Here is a 13390-nt window from a genome sequence, read left to right as displayed (position 1 = left end):
CACACACGGCGACGGGGCAGTGCCCACGTCGGGACACGATTCGGTTCGCCGACCACGAAAAGTCCTGTCAGGGCGGGCTTCGTCCCGGCTACGCGCCCACGGCGGGCGCACGGTAACATCGGCACGCCGCGATCGCGAGTAGTGCGGCGATGGGGCGGTAGCTCAGTCGGTTAGAGCCGTGGACTCATAATCCATTGGTCGCGGGTTCGAGCCCCGCCCGCCCCACCGTTGTCCGCGGATCCCCGAAGTCGAACGCCCGCTCCGTCGTTGTTCTCCGTGCCGGAGCGGGGCAGACTGAAAGGCATCCGAGGAGGCCATCGTGGATCTGCAGATCGTGGCGATCGACAAACCCGACGACATGAACGTGATCGTCGGACAGTCCCACTTCATCAAGACCGTCGAGGACGTGCACGAGGCCCTGGTCGGAGTGAGCCCGCACCTCCGGTTCGGTGTCGCGTTCTGCGAGGCCTCGGGTCCTCGCCTCGTGCGCTGCTCCGGCAACGACGACCGTCTCGTCGAGTTGGCCACCCGCAACGCCGTCGCGGTCGGCGCGGGACACTCGTTCTTCGTGTTCCTGGAGGACGGCTACCCGGTCAACGTCCTGAACACGCTGAAGCAGGTGCCGGAGGTGTGCGGCATCTTCTGCGCTACCGCCAACCCCCTCGAAATCATCGTGGCCGAGACGGAACTCGGCCGGGGCATCGCCGGCGTGATCGACGGACGCCCACCCGCCGGTGTCGAGACCGATGCCGACGTCGCCGACCGCAAGGCGTTGCTCCGGACGATCGGTTACAAGCTCTGAGCGAGCGAAGCCCGGACTAGGCCAGCGGATCGACTCGTTCCCAGGCAACCGGGAGTTGCACGTCGACACCTTCGGCCAGGCCTCTCTCGGTGAGAAACCGCAGGGACCGCCGGAAGTTGTCGGCGAAGCGGGGGAGCGGTGTCAGCGGCCGGTCGAGTGGCTTCCAGAAGTTGTCCCAGTGGATCGGGATCACCCGCCGTGCGCCGGTCCGGGTCACGAGTGCGTCCCAGTAGTCGCGGCGGAAGCGGTCGGACTGCTTGCCGAGTGTGCCGATGCCGAGATAGACGGTGTCGGCGTCGTATCCGTCGAGCGCGCCGAGAACGAAGTTCGCACTGGCGTGGACGAGGACGCGGCCGTCGGGGTGCGCGAAATGGAACGAGAAGCAGTCGCCCTGCGCTTATTCGCCGATCGATGCCGGCGGGTGCACCGCGTGTTCGATCGTGCCCGGGAACTTCGCCCGGGGGCTGTGCTCGGCGGGTATAGCCGTCACCTCGAATGCGCCGTACCTCACGGGAGTTCGCACCTGGATCGTCCGGAACCGGTCCATCGCGAACCCGTAACCCTCGGCGATGTGACGCGTCGACGGCGAACCGACGAGTTCCGCACCGGTGCGCTCCGCAACCGTGGGGGAGTCCATCGCGTGGTCGTAGTGCGAGTGCGCGACGAGGACGGCGGCGAGGCGGTCGGTTCGAGTTCGCGTGAGGGCCCGGTCGACGGCGGCACCGTCGGGGCGCAGCGGCCGGAGTACCGAGCGCAGGAGCGGCGGCCTGGAGAAGAACCCGTCCGTCATCAGCGACGTCTCGCCGTCGGACAACAGGATCGTGGAAACACCGAGAAAGGTGGCGTGCATGCTCGCGACCGTACCGGTGGGCGGCATTCGTACGGCGGGATCTGTGGCCGTTCTACGATGACCGCCATGGCGATCACTCCCGACACGAAGAACTGGACCTGGGTCCTCGACCGGGCGTGCCCGGACTGCGGGTTCGACTCGGCGGCAACCCGGTACGAGGACATTCCGGCGCTGGTCCGGGCGAACGCGGAGGCATGGTCGCCGGTCCTCACCCGCCCCGATGTGAGGGTCCGGCCGGACGAGCAGACGTGGTCGGCGCTCGAGTACGCCGCACACGTTCGCGACGTGTTCCGGATCTTCGACGTCCGGCTCCGGATCGTGCTCGACGAGACGGATCCACTGTTCCCGAACTGGGATCAGGACGAGACCGCGGTCGCCGAGCGCTACAACGAGCAGGATCCGGCCGTCGTGGACGCCGAGCTGCGTGCGGCCGGTGCGGCGGTGGCGGACGCCTTCGAGGCCGTCGCGCCGGAATTCCGGGTGCGGACCGGGCGGCGGAGCGACGGCGCATCGTTCACGGTGGAGTCGCTGGCCAAGTACTTCGTCCACGATCCGATCCACCATCTCCACGACGTGTCGGGGTAACAGTTTCGGATTCCCGGACCCGATTCGGTAGAACGTGTTCCAATTCGGACCGTTTGTGTCTATCGTCACATCAGCAGATGCGCAGACATGAATGAAGGGTTGGAAGTCACATGAAGACCAAGGGTGCGATCCTGTGGGGCCTGAACGAGCCGTGGTCGGTCGAGGAGATCGAGATCGGTGATCCGGTTGCGGGCGAGGTGCAGATTCGCATGGAAGCCGCCGGAATGTGCCACTCCGACCACCACATCGTCACCGGTTCGATGCCGATGGCGTCCTTCCCGGTGATGGGCGGCCACGAAGGGTCCGGCGTCATCACCAAGTTGGGGCCGGAGGTGAAGGACCTCGAGGTCGGCGACCACGTCGTGCTCTCGTTCGTGCCCGCCTGCGGACGCTGTCCGGCGTGCTCGGCCGGACACCAGAATCTCTGTGACCTCGGAATGGGACTCCTGAGCGGGCTGGCGATCAGCGACGGCACCTTCCGCATCCACGCGCGCGGCGAAAACGTCATCCCGATGTGTCTCCTCGGGACGTTCTCGCCCTACATGGTCGTGCACGAGACGTCGGTCGTGAAGATCGACAAGGACATTCCGTTCGACGTCGCCGCCCTCGTCGGCTGCGGCGTACCCACCGGCTGGGGTTCGGCGACGCGGATGGCGGAGGTGAAGCCAGGCGAATCCGTCGTCATCATGGGGGTGGGCGGCGTCGGCATGAGCGCACTGCAGGGCGCGGTGGCGTCCGGGGCGCGTCAGATCTTCGCCATCGACCCGGTGCCGTGGAAGCGGGAACAGGCACTGAAGTTCGGGGCCACCCACGCGTTCGAGAGTGCCGCGGCCGCAATCGAGCCGATCATCGCGCTCACCAACGGGTTGATGGCGCAGAAGACGATCATCACGGTCGGGGAGATGCACGGCGAATACGTCGAGGAAGCCCTGTTGCTCACCAGCAAGTTCGGCACGTGCGTCGTCACGGCCATGGGTGCGATGACCGACATGGACGTCAAGCTGAACCTGTTCCTCTTCTCGATGCTGCAGAAGGACTTGAAGGGCACCATCTTCGGCGGCGGAAACGCCCGGGTCGAGATCCCGAACCTGCTGGCCATGTACAAGTCGGGGCAGCTGAACCTCGACGACATGATCACCCGCACCTACACCCTCGAAGGTGTCAACGACGGGTATCAGGACATGCTCGACGGCAAGAACATTCGCGGCGTCATCCGGTACACCGAAGCCGACTGGTGACGGCTCGCCGCAGCCGACCGCGGGCCGCTCTCGTAGGCTGACCGGGTGCAGAGTCTCGATCAGATTGCCCGATGGCCCGTGGACAACGCTGCGGCGGTGGTCCTGTCGCACGACGAAGGGGTGATCGGCGAGTACGGCGACCAGCAGCGCGTCTTCCCCCTGGCCTCGGTGACCAAACTGCTCTGCGCGTACGCAGTCCTGGTGGCCACCGAGGAGGGGGCCGTCGAACTCGACCAGCCCGCGGGCCCGGAGGGCTCGACCGTGCGTCACCTGCTGGCGCACGCGTCGGGTCTCGCGTTCGATGCGAACCGGGTACAGACGGCACCGGAGCGCAAGCGGATCTACTCGAGCGCCGGCTACGAGGTGCTCGCCGACTTCCTCACCGCCGAGACGTCGATCGATTTCGCCGACTACGTCGCGGAATCCGTCTTCGCCCCACTGTTCATGAGCGCGTCCGCGCTCGTCGGGCCCGCCGGCCACGGAGCGCAGGCGTCGGCGGGCGATCTCGGCCGGTTCGCAGCAGAACTGTTCCGCCCGGCCCTCATTTCGCCTCAGACGTTCGCGGACGCCACCTCCGTGCAGTTTCCCGGGCTGGACGGAATCCTGCCCGGATACGGCTCACAGCGGCCCAACGACTGGGGTCTGGGATTCGAGATTCGTTCGGGCAAGAGCCCGCACTGGACGGGCACCGGCAACTCGCCGCGGACGTTCGGCCACTTCGGGCAGTCCGGCACCTTCCTGTGGGTCGATCCGGCCGCCGGACTGGCGTGCGTCGCATTGACGGACCGGGATTTCGGCGACTGGGCCAAGCCCCTGTGGACCGAGCTGAGCGACGGTATCCTCTCGGAACGCAGAAGACGATGACACACCGATTGCTCGAATCACTGGCGCAACACAGGCATCACAAGGCACACTGGTCAACCGAGCCCGCTGCACACACCGACTGAGGCCGTTGGGGAAGACGTCCCTCGTCGAAGCAGGAGGCTCGAGTGCGCGCATTGAATCAGTTCGCGGACGCGACGGCTGGTGTTGTCTACATCCACTCGTCGCCCGCCGCGTTGTGCCCCCATATCGAATGGGCGTTGACCGCGACCCTCGACTGCCGAGCCAACCTGAAATGGACCTCGCAGCCGGCCTCCAACGGCGTTCTGCGCGCGACCACCAGCTGGGTGGGGCCTGTCGGCACCGCCTCACGGCTGGTCAACGCGCTCCGCGCCTGGCCGATGCTGCGCTTTGAGGTCACCGAGGACGCCAGTGAGGGCGTGGACGGCGAACGGTACAGCCACGTGCCCGGCATGGGTCTGTGGCACGGCTCCACCAGCGCGAACGGCGATGTCGTCGTGGGGGAGATGCGGCTACGGGCACTGATGCAAGCGGGCGGCGACATCGCCGCCGAACTGGACTACGCACTCGGAACCGCGTGGGACGAGGCTCTCGAGCCGTTCCGCAGCGGCGGAGAAGGCGCCGAGGTCACCTGGTTGCGCCGCGACGTCGGCTGACACCCCGCTCACGGACGCGAAAAGGCCCCCGCCACAACAACGGCGGGGGCCTTCTCTCGACCAGAGCTCAGATCACAGCGGGATGTTCTTGTGGTCGCCGCGGCTGGAGGGGGCGGCGGCGAGGGCGGCGGTGACGACACTGCGCGTCTTGGCAGGGTCGATCTCTTCGTCCACCACACCGATCGCGACGGCGCGGTCGACGCCACCGGCGATGCTCTCGTGCTCGACGGCCAGACGCTCGTGCAGGGCCTCACGCTCGTCTTCCGGCGCTGCGGCCAGGGCGCGCTTGTGCAGGATGCCGACAGCGGCCTTGGCGCCCATGACGGCGACCTCGGCATCGGGCCACGCGTAGACGGCGGTGGCGCCGAGCGCGCGGGAGTTCATGGCGATGTAGGCACCGCCGTAAATCTTGCGGGTCACGACCGTCACGCGGGGAACGGTCGCTTCGGCGAACGCGTGGAGCAGCTTGGCGCCGCGACGCACGACGCCTTCCCATTCCATGCTCACACCGGGGAGGTAGCCGGGCACGTCCACGACCACCACGAGCGGGATGCCGAATGCGTTGCACAGCCGGACGAAACGAGCCGACTTCTCGGCGCTCTCCGAGTTCAGGCAGCCACCCAGGCGGAGCGGGTTGTTGGCGATGACTCCGACGGTGCGGCCGCCGAGGCGTCCGAGACCGGTGACGATGCTGCGGGCGTAATTGCCCTGCAGTTCCTCGAAACTCGACTCGCCCTCGACGTTGTCGAGAAGTTCGTGAACGATCGGGCGGACGTCGTAGGCGCGCTTCGCCGACTCGGGCATGAGCGCGCGGAGATCGGTGTCGCCGTGCGCGGCCGCGGCCTGATCGAACTCGCCCTGTTCGCAGAACATCGACACCAGGCGGCGTGCCCGGTGCAGGGCGTCGCCCTCGTCGTGGGCGGCGATGTGCGCGACACCCGACTTCTTCGTGTGCGTGTCGGGACCGCCGAGGGACACCATGTCGACCTGCTCACCGGTGACACTGCGGACCACGTCCGGTCCGGTGACGAAGACGCGGGCCTCGGGCGCCATGATGACGATGTCGGTCAGCGCAGGACCGTACGCCGCACCGCCGGCCGCGAAGCCGAGGACGACGGAAATCTGTGGGACGCGGCCGGACGCGCGGACCATGGCCTCGAAGACCAGTCCGACGGCGTGCAGGGCCTCGACGCCCTCGGCGAGACGCGCGCCACCCGAGTGCCAGAGACCCACGATCGGGGCGTCTTCCTCGAGGGCGGTGTCGATCGCCGTCACGATGTGCTTGCAGCCTTCGACGCCCATGGCGCCGCCCATGACGGTGGCATCGGAGCAGTATGCGATGGTGCGGACACCGTCGATGTTGCCGGACGCGGCCAGCACACCGGACTTGTCACGCGGATGCAGGGGGACGACCGTCCCGGCGTCGAACAGCTTCTCCAGGCGCGCAAGGGGATCGCGCGGATCGATCGACGCATCGGACTTAGTCGCGGGTGCCAAGATTGTCATCGCGTCCTCCTTGTGGCGGGCCCGGGTGGGCTGTCGATGGGTGGAGACCCCTTCAGAGAAGGGGTCTCCACCCGCGAGCTAGCAGGACCGGCTGTCAGGCCCGGCCGAAGGCGAGCGCGACATTGTGCCCACCGAAACCAAACGAGTTGTTGATCGCGAAATCGATCTCGCCGTAACGGGCTTCACCCTTGACGACATCCAGGTCGATCTCTGGATCCTGATTCTCGAGATTCAGCGTGGGCGGAATGACTCCGTCACGCAGACTCAGGACCGTGAGCACCGCCTCGAGCGCACCGACGGCGCCGATCGAGTGCCCCAACGCGGACTTCGGTGCGTACACCGCAGCATGGTTGCCGACGGCAGCCTTGATGGCGTTCGCCTCTGCCGTGTCACCGATCGGCGTGGCCGTGGCGTGCGCGTTGATGTGCTGGATGTCCGTCTTCGTCAATCCAGCAGTCTCGATCGCCCTCGTCATGGCCCGCGCAGCGCCCGAACCCGAAGGATCGGGAGCGACGATGTGGAACCCGTCGGAGGTGATTCCCGCGCCCAGCAGACGGGCGTGGATGGTGGCACCGCGAGCCTTGGCGTGCTCCTCGGTTTCGAGGACCATCATCGCTCCGGCCTCACCGAACACGAAGCCGTCACGATCCTTGTCGAACGGCCGCGAAGCCGCCTTCGGATCGTCGTTGCGGGTGCTCAGCGCGCGCATCATCGCGAAGCTCGCGATCGGCACGGCGTCGAGGTAACCCTCCACACCACCGGCGACGATGATGTCCGCGTCGCCCATCACCAGCATGCGGTACGCATGGGCGATGGCCTCGGAACCCGAGGAACAGGCCGACACGGGAGTGATCACTCCGGCGCGGGCCCCGAGCTCGAGTCCGACGGTGGCCGACGGACCGTTGGGCATCACCATCTGAACGGCGAACGGCGACACCTTGCGGTACCCACCGGCCTTCATCTTCTCGACGGCGTCGATCAGAGCTTCGCCGCCGCCCAGTCCGGTGCCGATCACGACGCCGAGGCGATCCTTGTCGACCTCCGGGCTGCCGGCGTTCTCCCAGACCTGACGGCCCAGGACGAGCGCCAGCCGCTCGACGAAGCTCATCCGGCGGATCTCGACCCGGGACAGCGACTCGTCGGGCGACACCTTGAGCTTGCCGCCGATCGTCACCGGAAGGTCGTTCTCCGTGACGAAGGCTTCCCGGATGGTGTCGATGCCGCTCTCGCCGGCCAACAGGCCTTTCCACGTGGCATCCACGTCACCAGCGATCGACGTCGTGGCCGCGAGGCTGGTGACGACGATGTTGGGGAACTGCTTCCCGTTGGTCGAGGCGGAAGTCACGGCTGAGCTCACTCCTCGTCGTTCTTGGCAGCTTCGAGCTTCGCCTTCACGGCCTCCGCGTCGGCGCCACCTTCTGCTTCGAGCTTCTGGATGTAGGACACGGCGTCACCGACGGTGCGCAGTCCGGCGAGATCCTCGTCGGGGATCTTCACGCCGTACTTGTCCTCGGTCTGGACGGCGATCTCAACCATGGAGAGGGAGTCGATGTCGAGGTCGTCGACGAAAGACTTTTCGATGGTCACCTCGGACGGCTCAATACCGGTGACCTCCTCGATGATCTCCGCGAGTCCGGCGATGATGTCTTCCTGGGTGGCGGCCACTGAGTGGCTCCCTTCTGATTCGGTGTAGATGTATCTGGAGTTGTGCAGGCACGTCCCCATCGGCCGCGCCTGCGGGCCCTGCACGCACCGAGGTGCGCGCAGCAAACTAGCCGAGTTCTGTCAGTTCGGCTAGCGCGGAGATATCCCCCGGGGTCTTGAGTGCCAGAGTCGGCGTGCCGCGCATTTCACGCTTGGCGATACCGACGAGGGTTCCGGCTGGTGGAAGTTCCGCAATCGCGGAGACCTGCGCGGTCCGCAGGCTTGCGGTACACAGGTCCCAACGCACAGGTCGGGTTACCTGCGCGGCCAGTTTAGTCAGTGCGTCGGCTCCGGATGCGACCGGTGCGCCGTCGGCGTTGGAGAGCAGAGTGCGGGTGGGTTCACCCGGTGTGATCTTGGACGCAGCCACGGTGACGGCCTCCTGCGCGGGAGCCATGAACCGGGTGTGGAACGCGCCTGCGACGGGCAGGGCGCGAACCCGCGCCTTCTCCGGCGGGTTGGCCGCGAGTTCCTCGAGCGCCGACAGCAGACCTGCCGCGACGATCTGTCCCGCCGCGTTGCGGTTGGCCGGTTCGAGGCCCAGTTCGTCGAGGCGGGCGAGCACCTCGGCCTCGTCGCCCCCGAGGACCGCGGACATGCCGGTCGGTTCGAGTGCGCAGGCCTTCGCCATCTCCGCGCCGCGGACGGCGGCGAGGGCGACGGCGTCGTCGGCGGAGAGGACTCCGGCGACCGCGGCCGCGGCGAGTTCGCCGACCGAGTGCCCGGCCGCGATGGTGTCTGCGGGAACCAGGCCACGCGCGTCGAGTTCCTCGAAGGCGAGGAGTGCGGCGGCCACGACGAGAGGCTGAGTCACCGACGTGTCGGTGATCTCCTCCGCTGTCGCGGTGGTACCGAGGCGGACGAGGTCGAGGCCGGCAGCCTTCGACCACAGTGCGACACGGTCATGAGAACCCGGCAGCTCCAACCAAGGGATGAGCATGCCGGGAGTCTGAGAGCCCTGACCCGGGGCGAGCAACGAAATCACTCTTCAAGAGAACACCGTCAACGGCGTGCTGCGAGATGTCGTTGCGGATGAACCTTTGTCGGCGGATTTGTTGGGTTCCCACAAAATTGCACGTGGGGTCCTCGCATCGAATCTGGACAGACGTTCGTTACAGCCCTGCTTCTCCGAATGGGAAGGGTGTGACTGGTGTTAAACGTGATATGGGTTCGTTATGGGAATGTGTCAATCGACCCACCGTGGCGGCCACTCTGAGTACATACGCATCCCGCGGATTCGTCGGATCGCGACCGGTGACTTCGGCGATTCTCTTGAGTCGATACCGCACAGTATTTGGATGAACAAACAGCTGCCGGGCACAAGTCTCAACCGCACCTCCACAGTCGAGATATGCGTCCAAAGTGTCGGTGAGAACACCTCCGGCGGCCGCCAGCGGCGCGACCAGATGGTCGTTCAGAGCGGTGACCGCGGCGTTGTCCCCGAGCAGTGCGCGCTCGGGTAACAACTCGGCGGCGTGAACGGGCCGAGGGGCGCCCCGCCAGCCGGCGACCGCCTGCATCGCAGCGAGCGCCTCGACGGCACTGAAGTGCGCCGCACCCAGCGTCGGCGTGGTCGGCCCGATGATCACCGGCTCGTCCGAGAACTTGCCGAGCAGGTCGGTCATGAAACTCGAGTGCCCCGACCCCTCCTGGAGTTCGCCGCTGACGACCATCACGAGCCGCGAACCCTGCACCACGGCGAGGGCGGCGCGACCGTGCTTCTGCGCGATGGTGTGGACCGTGCCGACGACGGAGACCCGTTCGTCCTCGGGGGGAGTGCCGACGATGACGGTGGCGGGGGCGGTGGCGTCCCAGTTGAGGGTCGCCGCCCGCGACAACATGTCCGAACCCGTGTCACCACGGACCACGGCGTCGACCACGAGTGCCTCGAGCCGGGTGTCCCACGCACCGCGGGACTCCGCGGCACTCGCGTACACCGAGGCGGCCGCGAAACCCAGTTCGCGGCCGTAACGGAGGACGGCCTCGGTGAGGGCGATCAGCTGCTGGTCGTTGCGGGCGAGCGCCGGGAGCCACTGCTCGAAGAACTCCATCGCCACGCGGACCATGTCCACCGTCTGGCTGAGGGTGAGTCTGCGCGCGAGATCCTGCGGAATCACCTGGAACGCGTCCAGGCTGAACCGGATGTCGCTGTCCGGGTTCTTGAGCCACTCGAGGAAGTTGACGACCGCCGTTTGAACCAGCAACTGCACGTTGGAGCGTTGAGCGGCATCGAGGTCGTCGAAGAACGGCAGTTGATCCTGCATCGTCGTGACGGCCTCGGTCGAGAGGCGACCGGAGAACTGTTTGACGCGACGCAACAGTGCGTCGGGCAACGGATCCCGGGTTTGTCGTCTGCGGGAGACCAACGGACTCTGCTCGACCATAGTCAAGAACCTACGCCCACCGCCGCCCGTGTAGTCCGACGGACACACGGGCGGCGGTGGGGAGGATCTCGGCGTTACGCGCTGCCGGTATCCGTGTACGAGACGGCCGCGGCGCGGACGTCGTCGATGCGGTACCGGTTGGCGGCTTCGACGGCCTTGGAGCGGTCGAGGGTGCCTTCGCCGGCGAGGGCGGACAGCACGGCGACGACGATGGATTCGGCGTCGACGTTGAAGTACCGGCGGGCGGCGGGGCGGGTGTCGGAGAAGCCGAACCCGTCGGTGCCGAGGGTGGTGTACGAGCCGGGCACCCACTGGCGGATCTGGTCGGCGACGGCGCGCATCCAGTCCGAGGCCGCCACGAACGGGCCGGCGGCGTCGGACAGGGCCTGCGTGACGTAGGGCAGCGGGGCGTCGGTGCCGGGGTCGCGCAGGGCCTGCTTCTCCCGTTCGATGCCGTCGCGGCGCAGTTCACCCCAGGAGGTGACCGACCACACGTCGGCGGCCACACCCCACTCGTCGGCGAGCAGTTCCTGGGCCCGCAGGCCCTCCGGCATGGTGACACCGGAGACCAGGATCTGCGCCTTCGGGCCCGATGCCTCGGACTTCTTGAACAGGTACATGCCCTTGAGCAGTCCGTCGACGTTGAGGTCGGCGGGTTCGGCGGGCTGGGAGTAGGGCTCGTTGTAGAGGGTGATGTAGTAGAAGATGTCCTCGCCACCGAACCCGTCCACGCCGTCGGTGCCGCCGTACATCCGGCGCAGCCCGTCCTTGACGATGTGCGCGATCTCGTAGGAGAACGCCGGGTCGTAGGCGACGGCGGCCGGGTTGGTCGAGGCCAGCAGCAGCGAGTGCCCGTCGGCGTGCTGCAGTCCTTCGCCGGTGAGGGTGGTGCGGCCGGCGGTGGCGCCGAGGACGAACCCGCGGGCCATCTGATCGGCCGCCGCCCACAGGCCGTCGCCGGTGCGCTGGAACCCGAACATCGAGTAGAAGATGTACAGCGGGATCATCGGCTCACCGTGGGTGGCATACGAGGTGCCGACCGCGGTGAACGAGGCGGTCGAGCCGGCCTCGTTGATGCCCTCGTGCAGGATCTGCCCGATCTCCGATTCCTTGTAGGCGAGCATCAGCTCCGCATCCACCGCGGTGTACAGCTGCCCGTTGCGGTTGTAGATCTTCAAGGACGGGAACCAGGAGTCCATCCCGAAGGTGCGGGCCTCGTCCGGGATGATCGGCACGATCCGCTTGCCGATCTCCTTGTCCCGCAACAGCTCCTTCATGATCCGCACCAACGCCATGGTGGTCGCGACCTGCTGCTTCCCGGAGCCCTTGCGGACCACGTCGTAGGTCGAGTCCGCCGGCTGCGGCAACGGCGCCGGGCTGGTGCGCCGCTCGGGCAGGAACCCACCCAACGCCTTACGCCGGTCGAGCATGTACTGGATTTCCGGGGCATCGGGGCCGGGGTGGTAGTACGGCGGCATCTTCGGGTCCTTCTCCAACTCTTCGTCGGAGATCGGGATCCGCTGCAGGTCCCGGAAATTCTTCAGATCATCGAGGGTCAGCTTCTTCATCTGGTGGGTGGCGTTGCGGCCCTCGAAGTGCTTGCCCAGGGTGTAGCCCTTGATGGTGTGCGCCAGGATCACCGTCGGCTGCCCCTTGTGCGCCATCGCCGCCGCGTACGCGGCGTAGATCTTGCGGTAATCGTGGCCGCCGCGCTTGAGGTTCCAGATGTCGCGATCCGAGAGGTTCTTCACCAGTTCCTTCGTCCGCGGATCCCGCCCGAAGAAGTGCTCCCGCACGTACCCGCCGTCGTTGGCCTTGTACGTCTGGTAGTCACCGTCGGGGGTGACGTTCATCAGGTTGACCAGGGCACCGTCCCGGTCCGCGTGCAACAGTGCGTCCCACTCGCGGCCCCAGACCACCTTGATCACGTTCCAGCCGGCGCCGCGGAAGAACGACTCCAACTCCTGGATGATCTTGCCGTTGCCGCGGACCGGGCCGTCGAGGCGCTGCAGGTTGCAGTTCACCACAAACGTCAGGTTGTCCAAACCTTCGGTGGCCGCCACGTGCGCCAGGCCGCGGGATTCGGGTTCGTCCATCTCCCCGTCACCCAAAAACGCCCACACGTGCTGATCGGAGGTGTCCTTGATGCCGCGGTCGTGCAGGTAGTGGTTGAACCGGGCCTGGTAGATCGCGTTCATCGGGCCCAACCCCATCGACACGGTCGGGAACTCCCAGAAATCCGGGAGCAGGCGCGGGTGCGGGTACGACGGCAACCCGCCGCCCTGATCGGCGTGCGAGTGTTCCTGCCGGAACCCGTCCATCCGCTCCGCCGGGATCCGCCCCTCCAAAAACGCGCGGGCGTAGATGCCCGGCGAGGCGTGGCCCTGGATGAAGATCTGATCCCCACCCCCGGGATGGTCCTTGCCGCGGAAGAAGTGGTTGAACCCCACCTCGTACAGCGCCGCCGACGACGCATACGTCGAAATGTGACCACCGACCCCGACGCCCGGGCGCTGCGCGCGGGTCACCATCACCGCCGCGTTCCACCGGATGAACGCCCGATACCGGCGCTCGGTCTCCTCGTCACCGGGGAACCACGGCTCGTTCTCCGTCGGGATGGTGTTCACATAATCGGTCGACGTCAACGCCGGCAACGCGACGTGCTTCTCCCCGGCCCGCTCGAGCATCCGCAACATCAGATACCGGGCACGGGTCGGTCCGGACCGGTCCAACAGTCCGTCGAACGATTCCAACCACTCCGTGGTCTCGTCCGGGTCGATATCCGGCAGATAAGACGCAACACCCTCACGGATGACGCGAAC

At 66.9% G+C, this 13390-nt stretch carries 13 protein-coding genes and 1 tRNA gene; 6 read left to right on the top strand and 8 right to left on the bottom strand.

Going from position 1 to position 13390, the window contains the following annotated elements; all coding sequences use genetic code 11:
* Positions 1–151 precede the first annotated feature (151 nt).
* Positions 152–225 (top strand) — tRNA-Ile (locus ACNJ7E_RS41215).
* Positions 226–319: 94 nt separating this feature from the next.
* The gene (locus ACNJ7E_RS41210; RefSeq protein WP_105415138.1) at positions 320–802 is read left to right on the top strand and encodes an adenosine-specific kinase; all 483 of its coding nucleotides are present in this window, start codon (positions 320–322) and stop codon (positions 800–802) included.
* A gap of 16 nt (positions 803–818) precedes the next feature.
* On the opposite strand, the gene ACNJ7E_RS41205 is transcribed toward ACNJ7E_RS41210, so the two are convergent.
* Positions 819–1019, bottom strand: coding sequence for a hypothetical protein (locus ACNJ7E_RS41205; protein WP_378586641.1), 201 nt, complete (start codon positions 1017–1019; stop codon positions 819–821).
* Between the two features lie 180 nt (positions 1020–1199).
* Entirely contained in the window at positions 1200–1652 is a 453-nt protein-coding gene (locus tag ACNJ7E_RS41200; protein ID WP_418342522.1) for an MBL fold metallo-hydrolase, read from the bottom strand.
* A gap of 66 nt (positions 1653–1718) precedes the next feature.
* On the opposite strand from ACNJ7E_RS41200, the gene ACNJ7E_RS41195 reads away from it, so the two are divergent.
* The 4 genes from ACNJ7E_RS41195 (at position 1719) to ACNJ7E_RS41180 (ending at position 4974) form a co-directional block, all read left to right on the top strand.
* Positions 1719–2237: a DinB family protein gene (locus ACNJ7E_RS41195; RefSeq protein WP_280782458.1), complete on the top strand. Its 519-nt coding sequence runs from the start codon at positions 1719–1721 to the stop codon at positions 2235–2237.
* Positions 2238–2347: 110 nt separating this feature from the next.
* Entirely contained in the window at positions 2348–3475 is a 1128-nt protein-coding gene (locus ACNJ7E_RS41190; RefSeq protein ID WP_005247847.1) for an NDMA-dependent alcohol dehydrogenase, read from the top strand.
* A gap of 45 nt (positions 3476–3520) precedes the next feature.
* Entirely contained in the window at positions 3521–4339 is an 819-nt protein-coding gene (locus ACNJ7E_RS41185; RefSeq protein ID WP_280782459.1) for a serine hydrolase domain-containing protein, read from the top strand.
* A gap of 125 nt (positions 4340–4464) precedes the next feature.
* A complete protein-coding gene (locus ACNJ7E_RS41180; protein ID WP_005247843.1) occupies positions 4465–4974 on the top strand; it encodes a DUF3145 domain-containing protein in 510 nt (169 codons plus the stop codon).
* Positions 4975–5046: 72 nt separating this feature from the next.
* Here the strand turns inward: ACNJ7E_RS41180 and ACNJ7E_RS41175 are convergent, their stop codons facing one another.
* The 6 genes from ACNJ7E_RS41175 to aceE all read right to left on the bottom strand — a co-directional run.
* A complete protein-coding gene (locus ACNJ7E_RS41175; protein ID WP_009473915.1) occupies positions 5047–6480 on the bottom strand; it encodes an acyl-CoA carboxylase subunit beta in 1434 nt (477 codons plus the stop codon).
* A 94-nt stretch (positions 6481–6574) separates the two neighbouring features.
* On the bottom strand, positions 6575–7825 hold the full coding sequence (locus ACNJ7E_RS41170) for a KasA/KasB family beta-ketoacyl-ACP synthase (RefSeq protein WP_005247840.1): 1251 nt from the start codon (positions 7823–7825) through the stop codon (positions 6575–6577).
* A gap of 8 nt (positions 7826–7833) precedes the next feature.
* Positions 7834–8145: a meromycolate extension acyl carrier protein AcpM gene (acpM, locus tag ACNJ7E_RS41165; RefSeq protein ID WP_005247839.1), complete on the bottom strand. Its 312-nt coding sequence runs from the start codon at positions 8143–8145 to the stop codon at positions 7834–7836.
* A 106-nt stretch (positions 8146–8251) separates the two neighbouring features.
* Positions 8252–9169, bottom strand: a complete 918-nt coding sequence (locus ACNJ7E_RS41160) for an ACP S-malonyltransferase (RefSeq protein WP_280782461.1) — start codon at positions 9167–9169, stop codon at positions 8252–8254.
* Positions 9170–9296: 127 nt separating this feature from the next.
* Positions 9297–10568 carry a PucR family transcriptional regulator gene (locus ACNJ7E_RS41155; protein WP_005261202.1) on the bottom strand — a complete coding sequence of 424 codons (1272 nt, stop codon included), beginning with the start codon at positions 10566–10568 and terminating at the stop codon, positions 9297–9299.
* Between the two features lie 74 nt (positions 10569–10642).
* Positions 10643–13390, bottom strand: a 2748-nt coding sequence (gene aceE / locus ACNJ7E_RS41150) for a pyruvate dehydrogenase (acetyl-transferring), homodimeric type (RefSeq protein WP_418342521.1), incomplete at its 5' end; no start/stop codon positions are given.

It is taken from the genome of Rhodococcus mengyinensis, assembly GCF_048381435.1.
GTDB classification, from domain to species: domain Bacteria; phylum Actinomycetota; class Actinomycetes; order Mycobacteriales; family Mycobacteriaceae; genus Rhodococcus_F; species Rhodococcus_F opacus_D.
This window is presented reverse-complemented; position numbering and strand designations above follow the sequence as displayed.